Origin of the sequence: Methylobacterium mesophilicum SR1.6/6 (assembly GCF_000364445.2) — a bacterium.
GTDB lineage: Bacteria > Pseudomonadota > Alphaproteobacteria > Rhizobiales > Beijerinckiaceae > Methylobacterium > Methylobacterium mesophilicum_A.
The window spans coordinates 6,471,922-6,495,182 of the sequence record NZ_CP043538.1 but is presented as its reverse complement, the minus strand read 5'-3'; the positions used below and the strand labels follow the sequence as shown (position 1 = coordinate 6,495,182).

Genomic DNA, 23,261 nt, shown 5'->3' with positions numbered 1-23,261 from the left:
GGCAGGGATCCTCCGAGAGGCGAGGCGGCACCGGAGTCTCACAACCTGAGAGGAAAAACGCAACCGGCCCGCGGCGGGAGGACCGCCCGCGGGGCTCAGGGGAGGGCGACGAGAACCGCGTCCCCCTCGACGCGGACCGGGTAGGTCCGTAGATCCTCGATGATTGGGGCGCCCTGCCCCTCGCCGGTGCGGACGTCGAACTGGCCGTTGTGCAGCGGGCACTCGATCAGGCAGCCCTCCAGCCAGCCGTCGGTCAGCAACGCGTAGGCGTGCGTGCAGACGTTGTCCGTGCAGTACCACGCCCCGTCGACGCGGAAGAGGGCGAGGCTCAGGCCCGCGACCTCGACCGGCACGGCCTCCCCCTCGCCGACGTCGCCCGTCCCGGCGATCCGCGTCCAGTTGCCGTCCACCGTGTCCTCGCTCACCGCGCGTCACTCCCTGCCATGTCCAGGCGGATCATGTCCTGTCGGATGTAGAGCGACCGCGCGTTGCCGATGAAGAATGCCTCGCGCTGCGCGGGCGTCGGCGCGAGCTTCAGGGCGTGGCGCGGGTCGTCGTAATCCCAGTGCGGGTAATCGGTGGCGAACAGCAGCCTGTCCCAGCCGATCCACCCGATCGTGTCGGAGAGATGCGCGGTCTCGTCCGGCTCCTCCATCGGCTGGGTCGTGAGCCAGAAGTGATCGCGAATGATGGCGCTCGGAGGCCGGGTCACGGCGGGCGTCTCGCTCCGCAAGGTCCGCCATGCCTGGTCGAGGCGCCAGGCGAGCGGCGGGAGCCAGGCGAAGCCTGCCTCGATCAGCACAACGCGCAGATCCGGGACGTGCGCAAACAAACCGCCGAGCACCATGCTGCTCACCATCGCCTGGCACGACTGCGAATGGCCGATCATGTCCTCCGCGTAGTAGCTGGGCCACCCGGTGCCGGTGGTCGGCTGGCCGCCGTTGCCGAAGGCGTGGATCCCGACCGGCAGCCCGGCGCGCGAGGCCGCCTCAAAGATCGGCCAGTAGCGCCGATGGCCCAGCGGCTCGACGGTGCGCGACAGCAGGAGCACCTGGACCATGTCTGCGTGCCCGGCCCAGCGCTCGATCTCGGCGACCGAGGCCGCTGCGTCCTCGTAGGGCACGACGATCGAGGCCTTGAAGCGCCGCTCGCGCCCCGTCCACTCGGCGACCTGCCAGTCGTTGATCGCGGCCGCGAGCGCGCCGGAGAGGTCGAGGTTCTGCATGCCGCCGGGATGCGGGCGGATCATCGCTAGGATGCCGAGCTCGATCCCGTTCGCGTCTAGGTGGTGGGTGCGCATGAAGTCGAGGTCGCTGCCCGGCCGCCCGCCGACCGGGGGCCACGCGTCGCGCCGCGACGCGTCGGGCTGGCTCTTGGGGAATTGCGGCCCGGCCGCGGGACCCTGCCGGGGCCGCTGGCCGAACATGTCGAGATGGTCGCGCCACTTCTTCGGGAGGTAGGCGTAGAGCATCCGGAAGTCGCGCGGGCTGTGGTGGATGTCGCAGTCGGCGATCCCGAGTCGCTGCGCGGCGGCGGCGGCGGGGCGCGGGCGAAGTTCGACGTTCATGCTCGTCTCCTAATGCGAAGGACGCGTCGTCCATGACACTCGGACGGTGCCCTGCCCATCACCGTCCGCGATGCTCTCCAGTCGGACCGACTAGGCGGCGCCGAGCGGCCGCGCGACCGGGGCGTCGGGCTCCCCGCCGAGCGCCTCGATCGTGATCGGCTCGCCGACGCCGAAGTAGAAGAACGCGGCCGCGGCCATCATCACGGACGCGCCGAGCGCCAGCGCGAGCACGAACGAGCCCGTCGAGTCCACGACCATCCCCGTCACGATCGGCGAGAGCGTGCCGCCGAGGTAGGACCCGAAGTTCTGGATGGAGGAGGCCGAGGCCGCGTAGGATTGCGGGGCGATCGCGGTGATCAGTGTCCACTTGCCGGACTGGGCGATCGCCATGAAGAACATCGAGGCTGAGATGGCGGCGAGCGCCCACTCCATTGAGGCGGCGGAGGCGGCCAGCCCGCAGAACACCGACGCCGCGACGTAGCCGAGCGCCGCCGGGAGCTTGCGGCTCTCCACGATCCCCATGGTGCCATGGGCGAGGCGATCGGTCAGCCAGCCGCCCACGATCGAGCCGATGATGGAGCAGGCCAGCGGGATCATAGCCAGCACGCCGGTCCGGGCGATGCTGACGTGGTGCTCCATTTCCAGGTAGCCGGGCAGCCACGTGCCGTACATCCACAGGGCGTAGCCCGAGCAGAAGGCCGCTAGGATCATCCCCCACATCGAGCGGAAGCGGAACAATCGCTTCCAGCTCGCCAGCGTGACGGGCCCGCGGGCGCCCACGCCGTTCTGCGCGAGATAGGCCCGGTCCGCCGCCGCCATTCCGTCGAACCTCGGGTCGCGGTAGAGCGCAAACCACGCGAGCGCCCCGAGCAGGCCGACGACGCCCATCACGACGAACATCGTGCGCCAGCCGAAGGCGAGCATGAGCGCCGTGAGCAGCGGCGTCCCGATCAGGCGGCCGAGGTCGCCGCCGATCGTGTAGACGCCGGTCGGGCGGCCGCGGTCGCGGATCGCGAACCAGTTCGCCACCGTGCGGACCGCGCTCGGGAACGCGGGCGACTCGAAGACCCCAAGCGCAACGCGCGAGCACAGGAAGCCCATGTAGCCCGCCATCGCGCCGCCGGCCGCCTGGGCGAGCGACCACAGGACGAGCGCCCAGCCGAGGAGCCGGCGCGGGCCGACGCGGTCGATCATCAGGCCGACCGGGATCTGGGCCAGCGCGAAGGCGATCGACCACGCCGACTGGAGCGCGCCGATCCCCGTAGCCGAGATGCCGAACTCCTCGCGGATCTTCAGGTTGCCGATCGCGAGCGTCGAGCGATCGATGTAGTTCAGGGCGATCGCGAACGTGCACATCGCGACCGCGACCCACTGCATCCGGCGGAACGCCGGCGACCGGTCCGTGCCCATCGTCTCCACCCGTGGCCGTCTTGTTCTGAGCGCAGAGTAGACCCGAACGCGGGGCTGATGCAAACCAGTTGTCGAAACAACTTTCCTGGGGCATGATGCCTGCGGTCGGCGGTCGCTGGCCACACCGCCCGCAGAGGCGGGTGCCAAGAAAGCAGGACTGAGGGAGGTCAGGGCCATGTCGTGGAGCCCCGCGTCGTCGATCGACTGCGACATCCATCCGTCCGTGCCGAACCTCGCCGCGCTCCGGCCTTACATGGAGGAGCACTGGCGCGCCGTCGTCGAGACGCGCGGCATGGACGACCTCAACTCCATCAGCTACCCGGCCGGCTCGCCGCTGAGCGCGCGCGCCGACTGGCGGCCCGGGACGGGCAAGCCGGCCGCCACCCTGGAGCAGGTCCGCGCGCAGTGCCTGGACGCCTTCGGGTCGGGGACGGCGATCCTGAACTGCCTCTACGGCGTGCAGCTCCTGTTCAGCGAGGACATGGCGGCGGGCTACGCGCGCGCAGTGAACGACTGGATCGCCCGCGAGTGGCTCGACCGCGAGCCGCGCCTGCGCGCCAGCATCGTGGTGCCGGTCCAGAGCGTCGAGTTCGCCGTCGACGAGATCGAGCGCTGCGCGGCCGACCCGCGCTTCGTGCAGGTGCTGCTGCTCGCCGGCGGCGATCACCCGCTGGGCAAGCGGCTGTACTGGCCGATCTACGCGGCGGCCGCGCGCCACGGCCTGGCCGTCGGCATCCACGCCGGCAGCAACTATCACAACCCGCCGACCGCCGTCGGCTGGCCGAGCTACTACACCGAGGATTACGTCGCGCAGGCCCAGGCCTTCCAGACGCAGCTCACGAGCCTGATCTGCGAGGGCGTGTTCTCGAAGTACCCGGACCTGAAGGTCGTGCTGCTCGAATCGGGCTGGACGTGGCTGCCGGCCCACCTGTGGCGGCTGACGAAGTACTGGCGGGGCCTGCGCGCCGAGATCCCCTGGGTCGACCGCTCGCCCGTCGAGATCGTGCGGACCAACGTGCGCCTGTCGCTCACGCCGACCGACGCGCCGCCGAGCACGGACGCCCTGCTACGCATCCTCGACCACATGGGCTCGGACGAATTGCTGCTGTTCTCGACCGACTACCCGCACGCCCAGTTCGAGGGGCAGGATCCCTGGCCCGCGGGACTGCCGGACACTTTGAGGCGCAAGATCGGTGTCGACAACCCGCGGGCGACCTACGCCCGCCTGCTGGAGCCCGTGGCATGAACGTCGAGGTCCGTCCCCAGCGGTTCGCCGCCGCGCCGGCGACACCCGGCATCGCCGATTGCGACATCCACCCGGCCCTACGCTCGCCGAGCGACCTCGACACTTGGCTGGAGCCGCGCTGGCGCGAGTACGCGGCCCAGTACGGCATCCTGCGCCGGCTCGGCATGCACAAGGGCCCGGCCTACCCCAAGAACCAGCCGGACGCCTCGCGCCGCGACGCCTACCCGCCGGAGGGCGGGCGCCAGGGGTCGAGCCCGAGCTTCATGGCGTCCCACCACCTTGACGCCCACAACGTGACGCTCGGCATCCTCAACCCACTGCTGTCGGGCCAGGGCGTCATGAACCCAGACTTCAGCGCCGCGCTCTGCCGCGCGGTCAACCATTGGCAGGAGGAGGCCTGGCTCGCCGCCGACCGGCGCCTCAGGGCCTCGATCGTCGTACCCTACGAGTTCGCCGACGCGGCCGCTGCGGAGATCGCGTTCTGGGCCGCGCGCAACCCGGAGTTCGTGCAGGTGCTGCTGCTCTCGCGCACCGCCGAGCCGCTCGGCAACCGGCGCTACTGGCCGATCTACGAGGCGGCGGCCGAGGCCGGGCTTCCGGTGGCGGTCCACGCCTTCGGCTACGGCGGTAACCCGATCACCAGCACGGGCTGGCCGAGCTACTACATCGAGGAGATGACCGGTCACGCCCAGAGCTGCCAGGCCGGCCTCGCCAGCATGGTCGTCGAGGGCATCTTCGAGCGCTTCCCCACCTTACGCACGGTGATGGTGGAGGCGGGCTTCGCCTGGGCTCCGCCGCTCGCGTGGCGCCTCGACAAGGCGTGGTCCACGCTGCGCGCCGAGACGCCGCACCTGAAGCGTCTGCCGAGCGAGTATCTGCGCGAGCACGTGTGGTGGACGAGCCAGCCGATGGAGGAGCCGGAGCCGCGGGCGCACCTGCTCGACACGATTCAGTGGATGGGCTGGGACCGGCTGCTGTTCGCCACCGACTATCCGCACTGGGACTTCGACGACCCGGCCCACGCGCTGCCGCTCAAGATCGGCGAGGCGGAGCGGCGGGGGTTCTTCTCGGGCAACGCCCACGCCCTCTACGGGGTCGCGGCGTAGGACGCCCGCGGGAGCGCGGCACACATATCGACACCCGATGGCCGCCCCACGAGAAGGTGCCTCGGCGATGGATCGACGACGTTCGGGAGGACACGTCATGGCCAATATTGCGGCGCCCCGCCCAGAGACGGAGACGATCGGCTTCGGCAAGCGCTGGGCGCATATCCTGCCGAGCGTGTTCATCGTCTACACGATCTCCTACCTCGACCGCGTCAACATCGGCACCGCGCTGCCCGCCATTTCGAAGGAGTTCGGTCTCAACCCGACCGAGGCCGGCTTCGTCGGCGGTGTGTTCTTCTGGGGCTACCTCGTCAGCTTCCTGATGGGCGGATGGCTGTCGAACCGCTTCGGCGCCAAGCGGGTGACGCTGGCCTCGCTCGTGGCCTGGAGCCTCGCCGCTATGGCGACGGGCTTCACCACCAGCCTCGCGTCGCTCCTGGTCATGCGCGCCCTGCTTGGGCTCGCCGAGGGGCCGATCTGGTCCTCGATGTCGGCGATCCTGGCGCAGTGGTTCGTGAAGCCCGAGCGGGCGCGCGCCTTCGCGACCTGGAACGCCAGCCTGCCCGTCGGCGCCCTCCTGTCGGGGCCGATCTCGGGCCTCATCATCAGCCACTATAGCTGGCAGACGATGCTCGTGGTTGAGGGTCTGCCGGCGCTGATCTACGCGCTGGTCTGGTCGCGCTTCATCCCGGACACGCCCGACGAGGCGGCTTGGCTCGAACCCGCCGAGCGCGCCGCGCTGGCAGATGGGCTAGCTCGCGAGCAGGCTCAGTTCGACGCGAGCCTCGGCCCGGTGGACCTACGCGGGGTGCTGCTCCATCCCGGCGTGTGGCTGCTGCTGGTTGCCAAGACCTTCAACAACATGATCGCCTACGGCTTCACGCTGTGGCTTCCGACAGCGATCAAGGACGCGAGCGCGCTCGGCATCGGCAGCGTCGGCGTACTCACCGCGCTACCCTACGCGGCGAGCGTCCTCGGCATCTGGCTGATTGGCCTCAGCTCCGACCGCTTCAACGAGCGGCGCCTACACGGGGCGATCCCGATGCTCCTGCTCGCCGCGCTCCTCTACGCGAGTTCGCGCACGGGCGCCGGATCGGTCGCCGCGATGATGGTGTGCGTGACGCTAAGCGGCTTCTTCATGTTCATGACGCTGCCGCTCATGACCGTGATGTTCACCCAGCTCCTGCCGCGCCGGCAGGCGATCGTCGCGATCGCGTTCAGCGGCGCGGTGGCCAACCTCGTCGGCGGCTTCTTCGGCCCGGTCGTTGTCGGCTGGCTGAAGACGATGACCGGCGACGTCTCGGCCGGCTTCACGTTCCTGGCCGCGATCGGGCTGATCGGCGGGTTGCTGATGATGATGGTGCGCACGCCCGAGCATGCCCCGGGCGCCGTCGCTCCCGCGCCGCCTGCCGGCATCGGCGGCGCCCCCTCGGTCGGGCGCGAGTGATTTTTCGGGTTGGCGGGAGAGGACGAGCGCGATGACGAGGGACGAAGTGCGATGATCGAGCCGGGCGCGATTGACTGCGACGTCCATCCGACGGTCCCCGGGCTGGACGCCCTGCTGCCGTACATGGACGGTCACTGGCGGGCGATGGTCGAGACCCGCGGGATCGACGAGCTGAACACGATCAGCTACCCGGCCAACGCGCCGATCACGGCACGCGCCGACTGGCGGCCCGCGGTGGGCAGGCCGGCCGGGACGCTCGCGCAGATGCGGGGCGAGTGCCTCGACGCGTTCGGCTCGTCGCTCGCAATCCTCAACTGCCTGTACGGCGTACAGATGCTGTTCGCTGAAGACATGGCCGCCGCCTTTGCGCGCGCCGTGAACGAGTGGATCGCCCGCGAGTGGCTCGACCGCGAGCCGCGCCTGCGCGCCAGCATCGTGGTCCAGACGCGAAACGTCGAGTTCGCCGTCGACGAGATCGAGCGCTGCGCGGCCGACCCGCGCTTCGTGCAGGTGCTGCTCCTCGCGAGCGGTGAGCACCCGCTCGGGCGGCGGCTGTACTGGCCGATCTACGCGGCGGCTGCGCGCCACGGCCTGGCCGTCGGCATCCACGCCGGCAGCAACTATCACAACCCGCCGACCGCGATGGGTTGGCCAAGCTACTACACAGAGGACTATTTCGCGCAGGCGCAAGCCTTCCAGACGCAGCTCACGAGCCTGATCTGCGAGGGCGTGTTCTCGAAGTACCCGGACCTGAAGGTCGTGCTGCTCGAATCGGGCTGGACGTGGCTGCCGGCCCACCTGTGGCGGCTGACGAAGTACTGGCACGGGCTGCGGATGGAGATTCCCTGGGTCGACCGGCCGCCCGCCGAGATCGTCCGGTCGAACGTCCGGCTGTCGCTCACCCCGACCGACGCTCCGCCGGAACCGGCCGACCTCGCGCGGCTCGTAGAGCACATGCAGTCCGACGACATGCTCCTGTTCTCGACCGACTACCCGCATGGGCAGTTCGAGGGCACGGCCGCGATCCCCGAGGGTCTGCCGCGAGGCCTGCTGCGCAAGATTACCCACGACAATCCGCGGGCAACCTACGCCCGCCTGAGGGAGACGGTAGCATGAACGTCAGCGTCAAGCCTAATGCGGTGGTGCGCGCTGCGGCGCGACCCGCGATCGCGGATTGCGATATCCACCCGATGCGCCGCTCGGCCAGCGACTTCGATCCCTGGCTATCGAAGCGCTGGCGCGAGCACCTCGCGGTCTTCGACGCCGGGCGCCGCCTTGGCATGCAGGCCGGGCCCGCCTACCCCAAGGCCCAGCCCGACGCGGCGCGCCGCGACGCCGTGCCGCCCGAGGGCGGCCGGGCCGGGTCGAGCCTCTCGTTCATGCAGGCCCAGCACCTCGATCCTAACAACGTCGGGCTCGGCATCCTCAACCCGCTCCAATCGGGCCAGGGGATCGCCAACCCCGAGCTCTGCGCCGCGCTCTGCCGCGCGACGAACGAGTGGCAACGCGCCGAGTGGACCTCGAAGGACGCTCGCCTGAAGGCGTCGATCGTCGTACCCTACGAGTTCGCCGACGCGGCCGCCGCGGAGATCCGGCACTGGGCCGGCGATACGGACTTCGTCCAGGTGCTCGTCCTGTCCCGCACCGGCGAGCTGCTCGGCAACCGGCGCTACTGGCCGATCTACGAGGCGGCGGCCGAGGCCGGGCTTCCGGTGGCGGTCCACGCCTTCGGCTACGGCGGCAACCCGATCACCAGCACGGGCTGGCCGAGCTACTACATCGAGGAGATGGCCGGTCACGCCCAGAGCTGCCAGGCCGGCCTCGCCAGCATGGTCGTCGAGGGCATCTTCGAGCGCTTCCCAACGCTCAAGGTGATCATGGTCGAGGCCGGCTTCGCCTGGGCGCCCGCCTGCGCGTGGCGACTGGACAAGCTCTGGAGAAGCTTGAAGGCCGAGACGCCGCACCTGAAGCGTCTGCCGAGCGAGTATCTGCGCGAGCACGTGTGGTGGACGAGCCAGCCGATGGAGGAGCCGGAGCCGCGGGCGCACCTGCTCGACACGATTCAGTGGATGGGCTGGGACCGGCTGCTGTTCGCCACCGACTATCCGCACTGGGACTTCGACGACCCGGCCCACGCACTGCCGCTCAAGATCGGCGAGGCGGAGCGGCGGGGGTTCTTTTCGGGCAATGCCCACGCCCTCTACGGGGTCGCGGCGTGAGCCGGCACGTCGTCGCCCCGACGAGCGAGATCCCGCCGGGCGGCCGCAAGCGCTTCGTGGTGAAAGGCCGGCCAATCGCGATCTTCAACCTGGAGAACGAGTACTACGGCATGCTCGACCGCTGCCCCCATCAGGGCGGCAGCCTGTGCGCCGGGGTCGTCACGGGGCTCGTCCGCTCAAAGGGGCCCGGCCACTACGAGACGATCCGGCCCGGCGAGTTCGTCCGCTGCCCCTGGCACGGCTGGGAGTTCGATATCCGCACGGGTCAGTCCTACTGCGACCCCGAGCGCATCCGCTCGAAGTCCTACCCCGTGTCCGCGCAGTCCGGGGCGAGCGTCGTCGAGGGACCCTACGTGGCCGAGACCGTACCGGTCAGCGTCGAAGGCGAGTACATCGTGGTGGACGTCTGAGCGTGGCCGATCCCGCGATCATCGTGGGCGCCGGCCAGGCCGGCGCACACGCGGCGGCCGCGATGCGTCGGGCCGGATTCGCTGACCCCATCCTCCTCGTCGGCGACGAGGCGAAGCGGCCGTACGAGCGGCCGCCCCTGTCGAAGGAGTGGCTCACCGCCGCCGCGGAGCCCGCGGTCAGCCACTTCCACCCGGAGGCGCACGACGCCGAGAACAAGATCGCGTTCATCGGGGGAACCGCGGCCACCCGCATTGACCCGGGGGCGCGGACCGTGGACCTAGCCGACGGCCGCAGCCTGCGCTACGGCGCGCTGCTGCTGGCCACCGGCGGGCGGGCGCGCCGCCTCGACGTGCCGGGGGCAGAGCGGGTGCTCGCCCTGCGCACCCTCGACGACGCCCGATCCCTGCGCGCCCGCCTGAGCCCTGGCGCCCGCGTCGTCTGCGTCGGGGCGGGGGTGATCGGGCTGGAGGTCGCGTCCTCGGCGCGCGCCCGCGGCTGCGCGGTCACGGTGGTCGAGGCGGGCCCGACCGTCATGGGCCGCTCGCTGCCGCCCGGGATCGCCGCCTGGCTTGCCGACCTGCATCGCGGCGCGGGGGTCCGGCTGATCTTCGGGTCGGGCGTGGCCGCCGTGACTCCCGAGGCAGTCATCCTCGCTGAGGGCACGGCGGTGGCGGCCGACGTCGTTGTCGCCGGGATCGGAATGGTGCGCAACACCGAGCTGGCCGAGGCCGCGGGCGTCGCGCTCGACGGCGGGATCGCGGTCGACGCGTTCGGCCGGACGAACCTTCCGGACATCTACGCGGCGGGCGACGTGGCGGCGTTCTGGTCCCCGCGGCTGGGTCGCCGCCTGCGATGGGAGACGTGGCGCCATGCCCAGGACCACGGCGCCGCGGTCGGCCGCGCGATGGCGGGCGCCGGCGAGCCATACGACGCGGTGCCCTGGTTCTGGACCGACCAGCACGGCCGCTCGCTCCAGGTCGCCGGCGACGTCGCGGCGCGACCGGCGGACGGGTCTTGCGGTCCCTTCGTCATGCGCGGTCGCGCGGGCGAGGCCTCCTTCTCGGCCTGGCTCCTGGACGAAACGGGGGCCGTCACGGCCGTGATCGGGGTCGACGCTCCCCGCGACGTGCGCGCCGGGCAGGCCCTAATCCGCTCGCGCCGCGTGATCGACCCCGCGATCGTCGCGAATCCGGCTGTGACCCCTCAACAACTGGCGAAACTGTGATGTCGGGGGCCGTCACGCCGCAGGAGCAATGTGATGACCCGCCCGATAGCACTGGACCCGGACGGACCTCGCCCGGTGTCAGGTGTCTCCTTGGATCGAAACGATCGTCGTTCGCTGTGATCGTCGGAGTGGTCGTCGTGAGTAGCAGGCGTCCGGGAGTACCGTTGTGGCGACGGTGGTAGAGGCAGGCCTGGCGGCCTCGGTCAAGGCCGATCCGGCAACGGTCCAGGGGAAGGCCGTCGTCCGCCGGGTGATGTGGCGGCTGATGCCGTTCCTGGCGCTGCTCTACTTCATGGCGCAGCTCGACCGCGTGAACGTCTCCTTCGCGGCGCTCACGATGAACGCCGATCTCGGTCTGTCGGCCACCGTCTACGGATGGGGCGCGAGCGTCTTCTTCATCAGCTACGTGGCTCTGGAGGTGCCGAGCAACCTCGTGCTGGAGCGCGTTGGCGCGCGCATCTGGATCGCCCGGATCATGTTCACCTGGGGCCTGCTCGCCGCCGGCATGGCCTTCATCACGGGTCCCTGGAGCTACTACGCGGTCCGTCTTCTCCTTGGGGCGGCCGAGGCCGGCTTCTACCCAGGCGTGATCCTCTATCTGACCTACTGGTTCCCGCGCAGCTATCGCGCGCGCGTGCTAGCCGTCCTGAGCCTCGCGACGCCGCTCTCGACGGCCGCCGGAGCGGTCCTCGCGGCGCCGCTGCTCTCCATGCACGGCGTCCACGGTCTCGCGGGGTGGCAGTGGCTCTTCCTGATTGAGGGGTTGCCCTCCGTGGTCCTGGGCTTCGCCACCCTCAAGGTCTTGACCGACCGGCCGGACGACGCGCGGTGGCTTGGCCCGGCGGAGCGCCGCTGGCTGAGCGCCGAGCTCGCCGCCGAGCGCCGGCAGGCCGGGGAGGACGAGCACGTCTCGTTCGTCGCGAGCCTGCGCGATGCCCGCGTGCTTCTCCTCACGGCGGTGTGGCTGTGCCGGGCCACCTGCCTCTACGGCGTAGCCTTCTTCCTGCCGCAGGTGGTGCGGACGATCGGCGGTTCGACCACGACGACCGCCCTGCTCTCCGCCGTGCCTTTCGTCGCGGGGGCGATCGGCATGCTCGCCCTCGCCTACAGCTCCGACCGCATGCAGGAGCGGCGCTGGCACGTCTTCGCGACCTTCGTAATGATGGCGGTCGGCCTGGGCTGTTCGGCCCTCCTCGGGGCCTCGCCGTGGACGATCCTCGCCCTCTCGATCGCGACCATCGGCAACACGGCCATGGTCCCCTGCTTCTGGCCGATCCCGCCCCTGTTCCTCACCGGCGCGGCCGCCGCGGGCGGGATCGCCTTCATCAACGCGGTCGGCAATATCGGGGGCGTCATCGGCCCCTACGTCGTCGGCGCGATCAAGGACTCGACTGATAGCTTCGCGGGCGGCCTATACGCCCTCGGGGGCGTCGCCGCGCTCGGCGCGATCCTCACCATCTTTGTCCAGACCGCGCCCACGAGGTAGGTCGATTGACGGGTGAACCGCCCTCGATGTCCGGTTTCCCAAAGGTCGTGATCCGAAGCAGTCAGGCCGCTTTCGGCCACATCCGGCCGCATCGTGTCACTGCGAGCGCGATCAATCGTGCTCGTGCAGACTCCGGGCACCCCGTCGGATCGCGTCGCTCGTCCACACTTGTGAATTGCCCGTCACCCCTCCATCACCGCGCCGTGATGGAATGCACAGCACCCGATCGCCTGTCCACATAATGGACATTTTCTTGTATCGCCGTCCATAAACTTGATAGGTCGATGGTTCTCATTCATCCTTTCACGATGAGTGTCGTCCCCCTCTCCAAGCCAATCTCCGGCGCGCTGGCGGCAAGCGACACATCGATCGCTCGTACTCTGGCCAAGGGGCTCGTCGTGCTGGAAGCATTCGGTGCCGGCGGATCTGCCCTCGGCAACGCCGAGATCGCCGTGCGGACTGGTCTTCCACGTCCTACGGTCGCCAGACTGACCAGGACGCTGGCTGAGTTAGGTTACCTCGCCTACGAACCTCGCGGTGCGAAGTATCGCCTTTGGGGCGGCGTCCTGAAGCTCGCTTATCCGCTACTTGCGGAGATGGGGCTCCGACAGATCGCGCGCCCGACGATGCAAGACTTCGCCGATTCAGTGCGTGGGACTGTTTCACTCGGCATCCGATACGGACAGGACATGATCTACGTCGAGACCGCTCGCTCGACGGAGAACCTGCACCATACGCCCGATATCGGTTCGTCTATTCCACTACCGCGGTCGGCGATGGGGCGCGCCCTGTGGTCGCTCCTTGACGACAAATCCGCCTTCGCCCTGCGACGTCAATTTGAGCGCGAGGCTCCAGACCTCTGGGCTCGGTTCGGGGCAGCCGTCGAACAGGCCCGCCGCGATTGCGCGGAACGGGGATTCTGCGTGTCGCGGGGCGACTGGGTCGCGCAGATTCACGCCGCTGCGGTGCCGCTCTTCGTCGATCCGACGACGGGTTTCGCCTTCGCGATCAACTGCGGGCTCCCAGCCTATCGTCTGAGGCCCGAACAGCTCGAGGAGGAGATCGGCCCCCGGCTGGTCGCTCTGGCGGCGAATGTCCGCATGCTGGTCGAACGGCGACGAAGCAGCGGCTGATCGGCCCGCTTCCGCACGCGGGCGGCAGAAGCGCGAGCCCGAAATAAGAGCATGGGAGGAGACGATGATCCGGGATCCGGAGCGCTTCGGCGCGTTCCTGGACGAAGTCCGTGACTTCGTTCGCACGGTCGCGATGCCCGCCGAGGACCTCGTCGAGCGCGAGGATACAATCCCCGACGCGCTCGTCGCCGACATGCGCCGACGCGGCTACTTCGGGTGGTCGATCCCGGAAGCCTACGGAGGCGCCGGGCTGACCACCGAGGAGCTGGCGCTCGCCAATATCGAACTCTCGCGCTGCTCGGTGGCGTTCCGAGCCCGCGTCGGGATCAACACGGGCATCGGCTCGGAGTCGCTCGTGCAGGATGGCAGCGAGGCCCAGAAGGCCGCTTACCTGCCGCGGCTGGCGTCGGGCGAGATCACCGGAGCCTTGGCCCTCACCGAGCCGGAGGCCGGTTCCGATGCCTCAGCGCTGCAGGCGACCGGCGTCTCGATCGGCGACGGCCGGTGGCGGCTGAACGGGCACAAGCGCTACATTACCCTGGCGCCCATCGCCGACCTGTTCACGGTGTTCGTGCGGACGGAAGCCGACGCGGCGCGCAACGCCGACGCCATCACCGTCTTCCTCGTGGAGCGCGACACCGCCGGCCTCTCCACCTCCGGTTCCACGCCGAAGATGGGTCAGGAAGGGGCACCGATCGGCGAGGTCTTCCTCGACGACTGCATCGTCTCCGACAGCGCCATCCTCGGCCAACGCGGCGGTGGCTTCCGCACGATGATGAAGACGCTCAACAAGCAGCGCATCAACCTGGCAGCGCTCGCCACCGGTCCCGCGATCCGCATGCTCGACGATGCGCTCGATCACGCCGCCGGGCGGCGCCAGGCGGGCAAACCGATCGGCGAGCATCAGCTCGTCCAGGCGATGCTCGCCGAGTGCAAGGTCGAGATCGAGGCAGCCCGTGCCCTGATCCTCGAGACGGCGCGCAAGCGCGACCGTGGCGAGGACGTCGCGATGGATGTCTCATTGTGCAAGTACTTCGCCACGGAGATGTGCGGCCGCGTCGCTGACCGCGTCGTGCAGATCTTCGGCGGCCAGGGTTACGTCAAGGGCAGCGGGATCGAGCGCTTCTACCGCGACGTGCGCGCCTTCCGGATCTACGAGGGCACCAGCCAGATCCATCTGCTCAACATCGCGCGCCTGATGCTGCGCGGGAGGACGGCATGACCGGGCCGCTCCAGGGACTGCGCGTCCTCGACATCTCGACCATCATCGCCGCACCCTTCGCCGCGACCCTGCTCGGCGACTACGGGGCCGACGTCCTGAAGGTGGAGATGCCGGGCGCGGGCGACGGGGCCCGCGGCTTCGGGCCGTTCAAGGATGGCCGATCGCTGTGGTGGAAGGTGATCAACCGCGGCAAGGATCTGGTCACCCTCGATCTTCGCCAGCCGGAAGGCGTCGCCCTGTTCAAGCGGCTGCTGCCCGACTTCGACGTGCTGGTCGAGAACTTCAGGCCCGGCACCCTCGACCGCTGGGGCCTGAGCAAGGAAGTCCTCTGGCAGATCCAGCCCCGCCTCGTCATCCTGCGCACGACCGGCTTCGGGCAGACCGGCCCCTACCGGGACCGCCCGGCCTTCGCCCGCGTGTTCGAGGCGATGGCGGGCCTGACCTACATCACCGGTGAGCCCGACGGCGAGCCGATGCACGCGGGCTACCCGCTCGGCGACGCCATCGGCGGTCTGTTCGGGGCGGTCGGCGTTCTGGCGGCCCTCTGGAAGCGCGCCGCCGACCGGGACGCCCCGGGCGAGGAGATCGATCTGTCCCTGACCGAGTCGATCCTGCGCGTCCTAGAGTTCCTGCCCATCGAGTACGATCAGCTCGGCGCGGTGCGGGAGCGCTCGGGCAACCGCAACCAGTACTCCTCGCCTTCCGCCGTCTACCGCACCCGGGACGGGCACTGGGTCACGTTGGCCGGATCGACCGCCGCGATCTGGGCCAACAACTGCCGCGCCATCGGCCGCGCCGATCTCATCGCTGATCCGCGCTTCGCCACGAATGGGCAGCGCACCGAGCATGCGGGTGAGCTGAACCGCATCTTCTCAGATTGGTGCGCCGATCACATCCTCGATGAGGTGCTGGCCGCGTTCCGCGAGAACCACGGCGTGATCGGGCCGATCTACGGCATCGATCAGGTCTTCGCCGATCCGCAGGTCCAGGCTCGCGGGGCGATCGTGCCGGTTCCGGACGAGGATTTCGGATCGGTGCGGATGCAGGCCGTGGTCCCGCGCTTCACCCGGGATCCCGGTTCCGTCCGAGGCGCCGGCGGCGGGCTGGGCCGCGACAACCGGCGGATCTACGGCGAACGACTGGGTCTCACCGCCGAAGAGATCGCCGACCTCGCGAAACGCAAGGTGATCTGACGAACGAAGACAACACGTCCGACGGGAGGATGAGATATGAAACTCGTGGCCGACGACGCGCCCGAGGCGGCCGTCTATCGCAGGATCATCCTGCGCCTGATCCCGTTCCTGCTGCTCCTGTATCTGATCTGCTACATCGACCGCGTGAACATCGGCTTCGCCAAGCTGCAGTTCATGGACGACCTCGGCCTCAACGAGGCACAGTACGGTCTGGCCACGGGCCTCTTCTTCGTCACCTACAGCCTATTCGACATACCCAGCAACCTGATGCTCGCCCGGATCGGGGTTCGCAAGACACTCCTGCGGATCATGATCGCTTGGGGACTGCTCACCGCCGCGCAGATGTTCATTCAGAGTGCCGGCCACCTCTACCTCGTCCGAATCCTGTTCGGCGCCGCGGAGGCCGGCTTCATCCCCGGCATCATGCTGTATCTGACCTACTGGTTCCCCAACCGCTACCGCGGTCGCGTCGTCAGTCTGTTCCTGATGGGCGTGCCGCTGTCGGGCATCATCGGCGGCCCGATCTCCGGCACGATCATGCAGGGCCTGAACGACGTCTGGGGACTGCGTGGCTGGCAGTGGCTGTTCCTGCTGGAGGGCGTCCCGGCGGTGATCCTCGGCTTCGTCGCCTACTGGTATCTCGATGATAAGCCCTCCGACGCGCGGTGGCTCGCCCAGACCGACAAGGCGCAGCTCGAAAGCGATCTGCGCGAGGATCGCGCGAGGGGCGGCCCCGGCGAGAAGCACTCCTTCGCCGAGGCCTTGCGCGACCCGCTGCTCTACGCGATGGCGTTCATGAACTTCGCGGTGAATTGCGGCACCAACGCCGTCAGCTTCTGGACGCCGACCCTGTTGAAAGGCACCGGTCTGACGAACCTCGGGACGATCGGGTGGCTGACCGGCGGCCTCTCGGCCGTCTCAGCCGTCGCCATGATCCTGATCGGGCGCAACTCCGACCGGACGCTGGAGCGACGCTGGCACTTCGCCGCCTGCGGCGTGCTCGGCGCGGGTGCGTTCCTCTGCCTGCCGCTGGCGGCTGGCGATACCGCGGCCACGGTCGTCATCCTGACGCTCGCGGCGATCGGCAACTTCTCCGTGTTCTCGATCTACTGGACGATCCCGACCTCGTACCTGAAGGGCCGGGGCGCGGCGGGCGGTATCGCGCTGGCCAGCATGGTCGGCGCGATGGGCAGCGGCGTCAGTCCGACCATCATCGGCTACCTTCGGGTCCAGACCGGCAGTCTCTATGTCGGCCTCGCTGCCGTCGCCGCGATCGTGCTGGCCGGTGTCGCCACGGCGCTTCTCACCCTGCCGTCCCGTCGCGTGGCTGGTCCGATCGTGGCCGACCCGGTCTCGACCTGAGGCCGAGGCAGCGGATGGATCGCGTCGCGTCGAGCGTATCTGCGACGACATCGTCTGCCGCAGCGGCCACGGACGGCGCGGCCGAGCGGAAGTCGTCCCGCGAACGACCCGAATTGAGGTCGACTGCCCCGGCCCGGCCGCTTGCCTCCAGGCCGGTCCTCGCCCGACGGCCGAGCGGCTCCTATCGGGTGCTTGCCTGCGCACTCGCCGTCGGCCTCGTCGCGGGGCTCCTGGTCGTCTTGATCAAGGCGCTCGTTGTCTGGCTCCAGGCCGCGAGCCTCGGCTTCGTGGCCGAGCACGCCATCCCGGATCTCTCGACGACCGACGCATTCAGAGTGACGCTCGCACTCGCCGCCGCCGGCCTGATCATCGCCGGGGTGACGGCAGCCGCCGAGGCGCTCGATCGTCGGCGCGGGCGCCCAGCCCCGATTGACGCCGTCGAGGCCAATGCGCTGCGCGGCGGGATCCTGACCGGTCGCGACGGCGTATCGGTGGTGGGCCCGATCCTGACGTCCGTCGGGAGTGGCGCCTCCGTCGGGATCGAGGCGGCGGTGACACAGGTCGGCGCCGTCCTGGCGAGCGTGCTGGGGCAGAGACGGCGCCTGGCCCGTTCCGAGATCCGGCTACTCGTCGGTGCCGGTGCGGCTGCCTCGATCGGGGCAGCGTACGACGCGCCGGTGGCAGGCGCGCTCTACGCGTTCGAATTGGTCCTCGGCGAATACAGGCCCAGCATGCTGGCTCCTGTCGGCCTCGCCGCCGCGGCGGGGGCCGTCCTGGCACGCCATCTGGGTGGCGGCGCGGCCGCTTTCGCGCCCCTGCACCTCGGGCCGACGGTGGGCCTCGATATCCTGTTCGCCGCCCTCATCGGTGCGATCTGCGCGCTTCTGGGCATCGCGACGATGGTGATGGCCTCGAGCACGGAACGAGGGCTGCGCCGACTTCTGCCTTGGACCGTGCCGCGGTTCCTGGCGGGAGCGATCGCCCTCGGTCTCCTCGCTCTGGCCTGTCCAGGCGTCCTGGGCAGTGGCCATGCGGGCATCGGTGAAACGGTCGACGGGCGGATCGTCGGCCTGTCCGCCCTCGGTCTCCTCGCGGCCAAGATCGTGGCTTCGGCGATCAGCCTCGGTGCCGGCTATCGCGGCGGCCTGTTCAGCGCGTCGCTCTTGATCGGAGCCCTGGCGGGTCAATCCTTCGCCGCTGCGATGCCTCTGCTGGGTCTGCCGCCAATCCCACCCGCACTATGCGCTGCGATCGGCATGGCGGCGCTCGGCGCCAGCATCATCGGCTGCCCGTTGGCGATGATCTTCCTCGTGCTGGAGACGAGCGGATCGATCGAGCTGGCCGTCGTGGTGGCGATCGGGGCGGCGGTCGCCTCGTTCCTCACGGGACGCCTCTTCGGATACTCGTTCGCCACGTGGCGCTTCCAGCAGAGGGGTCTAGCCCTGGACGGTGGCCAGGACGTGTCGCGGCTGGCGGCGATTTCAATCAAGACCTTGGCGCGGCCGCCGAAGTGCACCCTCGAGGCACATACCGGGCTCGAAGTCGTGCTGCGGGCGGTCTCATCGGCGGGTGGACGGGGCACCGCCGTTTTTGCAGCCGATGGCGCGTTCATCGGCCTGATCGACCCGGTGCTGGTTGAGCTCGCGGTGGCAGGGCCAGTCCTCCCGATCATCGCGGCCGATCTCGTATACGGCACAGCTGGTACGATCACGGATGCCGCCACGGTGGCGGATGCGATCGATCTTTTCCGAGCAGACGACCGCGCCACGATCGCCGTGGTCGAGACTGCCGCCTCCAGCCGCCTCGTCGGCTGCGTCAGAGCACGCGACGCCTTCGCGGCAGCGTCATCGCTGGCGGATGCGCAGCGGTGGTCGGATATCGGCGTCCGATAGCGGCGGCGCGGGTCACGATGAGCCGGTCGCCGAGTTGCACCAGGGGTCTGCTTGCGTGCCAATCGAGCCTCGAAGTAGCCGAGCCGCGATCGGCCAGACGCGATCATTGGTTGCGAGATCTGGATGCGTAAAGCGGCCAGAGTGCACGAGCGGTGTGGATGCCGCTGCGGGTTGAGGCGCTTTGGTAACGCGGCTCTGGTTTCAAAGGGCGAGCTACAGCTCGCCAATTCCGAATTAGCCCCTTTGTTGGCAGGATTATACTTGAAAGCTTTTTATATTTTCAAATACTTAGATGATACGCTAAGCGGGCAGAACTGCTGGATGATTGGTCGTGGGTGCGGTGGTGCCGCAGGCGCGGACGCGCGGATGAATAGGAGGGGCCTAAAGCTTACCACGAAAGCGAATTTTTACTGGCGGCAATGAGCGAATTCAAATGATAGGCTGATGGGGCGGAGCACCGAAGCCTGAGGGGTCGAGGACGAGTGGGCGGCGGGGATGCCGCAAGTGCCATGAAGGTCGCTGGTGCCGGTCGGCGGCAAGGAGAGCTAGCGGCGTCCCTGGTGTCCGAATGCCTTGTGGCGACGGAAGAGGTGCGGCTGGGACCGCCCGAGACAGCCCGAGGGTTGAACGGCAGTTGGGGCAGTCGTGAGCGCACCGGCTATCGTACGGCGGTGGCTGGCGTAGGGGTAGACGCCAGGGGCGCCGCTGGTGCGGTGGATGGGTGCGCCTGGGTCAGGCGCAGGTTGAGAGGGGTTGGATGCGATGTAGCCGGTGGGATACGCGCTCGACACGCCCCGCCGTGCGTCAAAGCGCCGTCCGGTTCTCGGGTCAGTGTCAGGCAGCAACGCGCGCGGCGTCGAACAGGTCGCCGGCCATCCGTTCGATCCGTCCGCGCCAGGCAAGCCGGTCGAGCCAGTCGGCGGGGATATCCGCGGCGCCGTACAGGGCACCGGCGATCTGTCCGGCGACTGCCGCGGTCGTGTCCGCGTCCTGGCCGAGATTGGCGGCCAGCAGCACAGCGTCGCGGAAGGTCGAGGTGCGCGAGACCGCCCAGAGCGCGGCGTGCAGCGAAGCGACCACGTAGCCGGTACCGCGCACCTCGTCGCGGAGCTGGCCTGGCCGGAAGCCCCGGATCCGGTGTGCGGCGTCGGAGACGACAAGGTCCGACAGTGCGGCACCGCCGATGGCCGCCGCGAGGAGGTCGGCGAGGAGCTCGCAGCCCTCGATAGCCTCAAGGGCAGCGTGGGTGACGCGGGACTGGTCCCGAGCGACGCGCAGCATCGCCGTCCGGTCCCGCCAGTGCCGGACGGCGACCGGAGCGAGCCGCATGATCGAGCCGTTGCCGGCCGTGCCCGGATCAGTCGAGCCGGCAATCGGGTCGCTGGTCCGCTCATACCGGCGCAGGGCCGCCGCGGTGGCCGTGCCGATGTCGAAGCAGGCGCCCGTGCAGGAATAGATCCCGTCCCGGTACCAAGACACGAACCGACGAGCGAGGTCGTCGGAGTTGAGGTCGGGGTGAGCGAGCAGGCTGTCGGCCAGGGCGAGGGCCATGGCGGTGTCGTCGGTCCACTGTCCCGGCTTCAAGCGAAACGGGCCGCCGCCGACCATGTCGGACAGGACCGCCCTGCGGGGCTTGGCCGAGAACTCGATGGTGGTGCCGACGGCGTCGCCGACGGCGAGACCGAGCATCGCACCGACGGCCCGGTCGCGAGCGCCGTCTGCCTCGGGACGGACGACTGACTGCGGGCGGCCCTTCCGGACCCAATCCTCCTGAGCGCGTGTCTCGATGGCTCGGGGGTCGCGGGCGCGGCGGACGGCGGCGACGGCCTCTGCTGGAGCGGCACCCAACTCGACGAGGAGCCGAGCGGCGACCATACCGGCCCGGCCCAGGCCGCCCCGGCAGTGGATGAGGACGCGATTGCCGGCGGACACCAGCAAACGCAGACGGGCCGAGTGCTGGGGCCAAGCCGCCTCGAACGCGGCGTCCGGGACGTCGACGTCGCGGATCGGCAGGTGGTGCCACTCTATGAATCGGGCGCGGACTTCGGCGCCGATCTCGCGGATACGATAGCGGTCGAGCTCGTCGGTCTCCATCAGGGTAACGACCGCGGCGGCGCCCCAGGCCGCCACGGCGTCGAGGTCGGCGGCGAGGTCGCGGTCGTGGCGGCCCGTCAGGCCATCCGCCTGCTGCTTGCCGGGGGCGAAGGTGACGCCGACCAGACCGCCGAGGGTCCCGGCGGGCAGTTCGGCGATACGAATGGCGGCGGTTTCACGGTGGCTCGTCATGGCGCGCTCCTGTTTGGCTGATGACGAGCTCACGGTACTCTCGCCCGGACGGCCGAACGGCGCGCGTCGGAATTTTCCGGGTCGGGAGGACAGGGAAACGGTATGGGTTCGTTCGTCGGTTTCTACTGGACGTTCCCGGTGCGGTGGGCAGGCTTCCTCGACTTGCCGGACGACGTAGCCCGGGCGGCGCAGGCGAGCCGCACGGTGGCCTACCAGCGCGCGCTGGTCCGCCGCTTCGTCGACTAGGAGAACGGCAGGCTCGCGCACGAAGTGGTGGCCATGGAGGTCAGCCCGGACCGGGGCACGGCGGCCATCGCGGGCGACGTCGCGCGGGCCGGCCACCTCTGCCGCGAGGCGGGCGCCACGCTCGCGCACGTCGACTTTCACCGAAACGGCGGCTGGCGCCCCCACCCGATCCTCGCCGATGCGCTGGCGGCGCTGCGACGGTCGGGGGTGCCGACCGTGGGCCTCGACGCCGAGGAGATCGTGTTGGACGGGCAGCGCTTCGACCCGGCCGAGCACTTCTCGATGTGGCGGGTGCGGGATGCCGAGGAGCGGGCTCGCAGGCGGCAGGATGTGCCAGCGGCGCTGGCCGCAGCGCTCGCGGAAGCGCCGGAGGGGCGCGGCCGCTGGAAGGCTGTGGCGGAGCTGCTGAACGCGCGGAAGGTGCCGACGTTGGGGGGCAGTGCGACCTGGACGCCCGACAACGTGCGCAAGGCGGCCCGCGCTGTGACGTTAGGGGCATTTGAGCGCGATTCAACCGAAACCGCGCGGACATCCCCGGGGCTATCAGAGATCGGTTAGCCTAAGCTGCCGCGTGTCACGAACGGTCGAGCTGTCATTGCACCGACGGTGACCTCGATCGCCCGGTCCTCCGAGACACTTGGCGGCGAGGGACGTCCAGCGGTCCGGGGATCGGCGGTAGGCGGCGACTGTTCCTTTGCATGTCACCCCATTCAGTAGCATCGGCTAAGCGACGGTCCGAACCGGTTCGATCCACGGCCAGGCCCACAGCCGATCCTGGACGCCGCCGCGTGAGCGCAGTCGGTCCGCGGCAGTGCCGCGACGGGGCAAACGCGGGGCCTCGATAGGGGCAGCGCCTTCTGGAGATGGGCCGGAGATCACCGGCGGCGCCCGAGGGAACACTTCGGCATCGCTGGGTGGGTGTGCCGCCGCCGCGGGGGTGGACACGGGCCGCCGAACCGCCGGAGCTAGCGGGCGGCCTACGGGTCTTTCCGGCCCCTGGGTGTGTTTAGATGAATGTAGTCAGTTGACCACGCTGCGCGCAGTTGGTGGGTCGCTCGGCCTCCGCAGCGAGTCCGCCGGATCTCTCCACCCGGTCAGTCCCGCCCCGCCTCGGCGCAGTCATCGCGGACTCGACGCCAAATCGGCACGTAGGTCGGATCGAGCCGGGCGCGCCGCTCCGCCATGAACCGGTTAAACGAGGACGTCGTCGATAGGACTGCATCCCCGATCGCCAGCCGCAGCCGCCTTTGGCCGGCCTCTTCGACGTCGTCCGTCTCGCGCAGAAGGCCCTACACGCGGTAGAGGTCGACGGTGCCCCCCGCGATCAGCGCGGAGGCGTCAGCTGGATGATCGGCGCCGTCCGAGTGGCACCAGAGCCAGAGCAAGTGTTCCGCGCTGGCCAGTCGTGTTGGGACATCGAACCAGGGGCGGGTGATCGTCTCCGCCAGAAGTCCCGCCTCGGTCGCGCAAATGCAGGGTCTCAGCGTCAGTTTGATCGGCCGCGGACACAGCATCGGGTCCATATACGCCGCGAACCGCCCGCGCGTCGCCTGCACGAGGTCCGCGGCACACGCGCGCCCGCCCGCGCTGAGGTCGGCGACGATCTCGATCGCGCCAACGTACCGCGCCTGCTCGTGAAAGGTCAGGGCGATGCGACCGACGACGGCGTAGGCATAGCCCTCGGCCTCGAGCGCCCCGACGATGTCGCGGAAGACCGCCGGCAGCATACCCGGGGTCGGGTTGGCCGGGTCGTTGACGCCGACCAGGAGCGCCTCGATGTCGGCCGAGCTACCGCGCATGCTGGGGATCT

The 23,261-nt window shown here is 69.6% G+C and carries 20 protein-coding genes; 15 read left to right on the top strand and 5 right to left on the bottom strand.

What is annotated here, in order from left to right; translation table 11 throughout:
* Positions 1–95 precede the first annotated feature (95 nt).
* The 3 genes from MMSR116_RS30910 to MMSR116_RS30900 form a co-directional block, all read right to left on the bottom strand.
* Positions 96–425, bottom strand: coding sequence for a non-heme iron oxygenase ferredoxin subunit (locus MMSR116_RS30910; protein WP_010686996.1), 330 nt, complete (start codon positions 423–425; stop codon positions 96–98).
* Entirely contained in the window at positions 422–1,567 is a 1,146-nt protein-coding gene (locus MMSR116_RS30905) for an amidohydrolase family protein (RefSeq protein ID WP_010686997.1), read from the bottom strand. The genes MMSR116_RS30910 and MMSR116_RS30905 overlap by 4 nt, the downstream gene beginning before the upstream one ends.
* Before the next feature lie 90 nt (positions 1,568–1,657).
* Entirely contained in the window at positions 1,658–2,977 is a 1,320-nt protein-coding gene (locus MMSR116_RS30900; protein ID WP_010686998.1) for an MFS transporter, read from the bottom strand.
* 175 nt (positions 2,978–3,152) lie between these two features.
* On the opposite strand from MMSR116_RS30900, the gene MMSR116_RS30895 reads away from it, so the two are divergent.
* From MMSR116_RS30895 to MMSR116_RS30835, 13 genes are all read left to right on the top strand, one after another.
* Positions 3,153–4,223: an amidohydrolase family protein gene (locus MMSR116_RS30895; protein WP_010686999.1), complete on the top strand. Its 1,071-nt coding sequence runs from the start codon at positions 3,153–3,155 to the stop codon at positions 4,221–4,223.
* Positions 4,220–5,329 (top strand): amidohydrolase family protein, encoded by a 1,110-nt coding sequence (locus tag MMSR116_RS30890; protein ID WP_158169278.1) that lies wholly within the window; start codon positions 4,220–4,222, stop codon positions 5,327–5,329. The genes MMSR116_RS30895 and MMSR116_RS30890 overlap by 4 nt, the downstream gene beginning before the upstream one ends.
* 97 nt (positions 5,330–5,426) lie before the next feature.
* Entirely contained in the window at positions 5,427–6,776 is a 1,350-nt protein-coding gene (locus MMSR116_RS30885; RefSeq protein ID WP_010687001.1) for an MFS transporter, read from the top strand.
* Between the two features lie 51 nt (positions 6,777–6,827).
* On the top strand, positions 6,828–7,892 hold the full coding sequence (locus tag MMSR116_RS30880; RefSeq protein ID WP_010687002.1) for an amidohydrolase family protein: 1,065 nt from the start codon (positions 6,828–6,830) through the stop codon (positions 7,890–7,892).
* Positions 7,889–8,995: an amidohydrolase family protein gene (locus tag MMSR116_RS30875; RefSeq protein ID WP_010687003.1), complete on the top strand. Its 1,107-nt coding sequence runs from the start codon at positions 7,889–7,891 to the stop codon at positions 8,993–8,995. Before MMSR116_RS30880 ends, MMSR116_RS30875 begins: the two co-directional genes overlap by 4 nt.
* Positions 8,992–9,405, top strand: coding sequence for a Rieske (2Fe-2S) protein (locus MMSR116_RS30870; RefSeq protein WP_010687004.1), 414 nt, complete (start codon positions 8,992–8,994; stop codon positions 9,403–9,405). The genes MMSR116_RS30875 and MMSR116_RS30870 overlap by 4 nt, the downstream gene beginning before the upstream one ends.
* Positions 9,406–9,407: 2 nt before the next feature.
* Positions 9,408–10,631: an NAD(P)/FAD-dependent oxidoreductase gene (locus MMSR116_RS32330; RefSeq protein ID WP_010687005.1), complete on the top strand. Its 1,224-nt coding sequence runs from the start codon at positions 9,408–9,410 to the stop codon at positions 10,629–10,631.
* 166 nt (positions 10,632–10,797) lie between these two features.
* Positions 10,798–12,117: an MFS transporter gene (locus MMSR116_RS30860; protein WP_010687006.1), complete on the top strand. Its 1,320-nt coding sequence runs from the start codon at positions 10,798–10,800 to the stop codon at positions 12,115–12,117.
* A gap of 284 nt (positions 12,118–12,401) precedes the next feature.
* Complete coding sequence (locus tag MMSR116_RS30855) at positions 12,402–13,250, top strand: IclR family transcriptional regulator (RefSeq protein WP_010687007.1); 849 nt, start codon at positions 12,402–12,404, stop codon at positions 13,248–13,250.
* Positions 13,251–13,314: 64 nt separating this feature from the next.
* Positions 13,315–14,472: an acyl-CoA dehydrogenase family protein gene (locus tag MMSR116_RS30850; RefSeq protein WP_010687008.1), complete on the top strand. Its 1,158-nt coding sequence runs from the start codon at positions 13,315–13,317 to the stop codon at positions 14,470–14,472.
* A complete protein-coding gene (locus MMSR116_RS30845; protein ID WP_010687009.1) occupies positions 14,469–15,665 on the top strand; it encodes a CaiB/BaiF CoA transferase family protein in 1,197 nt (398 codons plus the stop codon). Before MMSR116_RS30850 ends, MMSR116_RS30845 begins: the two co-directional genes overlap by 4 nt.
* Positions 15,666–15,701: 36 nt before the next feature.
* Positions 15,702–17,027, top strand: a complete 1,326-nt coding sequence (locus MMSR116_RS30840; protein ID WP_010687010.1) for an MFS transporter — start codon at positions 15,702–15,704, stop codon at positions 17,025–17,027.
* 113 nt (positions 17,028–17,140) lie between these two features.
* Positions 17,141–18,919: a chloride channel protein gene (locus tag MMSR116_RS30835; protein WP_158169276.1), complete on the top strand. Its 1,779-nt coding sequence runs from the start codon at positions 17,141–17,143 to the stop codon at positions 18,917–18,919.
* 834 nt (positions 18,920–19,753) lie between these two features.
* Here the strand turns inward: MMSR116_RS30835 and MMSR116_RS30830 are convergent.
* Positions 19,754–21,205, bottom strand: coding sequence for an ADP-ribosylglycohydrolase family protein (locus MMSR116_RS30830; protein ID WP_010687012.1), 1,452 nt, complete (start codon positions 21,203–21,205; stop codon positions 19,754–19,756).
* Positions 21,206–21,307: 102 nt separating this feature from the next.
* Here MMSR116_RS30830 and MMSR116_RS30825 point away from each other — a divergent pair, with 102 nt between their 5' ends.
* Together MMSR116_RS30825 and MMSR116_RS30820 are read left to right on the top strand one after the other, a co-directional pair.
* Positions 21,308–21,451 (top strand): hypothetical protein, encoded by a 144-nt coding sequence (locus tag MMSR116_RS30825; RefSeq protein WP_158169274.1) that lies wholly within the window; start codon positions 21,308–21,310, stop codon positions 21,449–21,451.
* Between the two features lie 33 nt (positions 21,452–21,484).
* The gene (locus MMSR116_RS30820) at positions 21,485–22,009 is read left to right on the top strand and encodes a hypothetical protein (RefSeq protein WP_039894735.1); all 525 of its coding nucleotides are present in this window, start codon (positions 21,485–21,487) and stop codon (positions 22,007–22,009) included.
* Positions 22,010–22,740: 731 nt separating this feature from the next.
* Here the strand turns inward: MMSR116_RS30820 and MMSR116_RS30815 are convergent.
* A complete protein-coding gene (locus tag MMSR116_RS30815) occupies positions 22,741–23,250 on the bottom strand; it encodes a hypothetical protein (RefSeq protein ID WP_010687013.1) in 510 nt (169 codons plus the stop codon).
* Between the last annotated feature and the right edge of the window lie 11 nt (positions 23,251–23,261).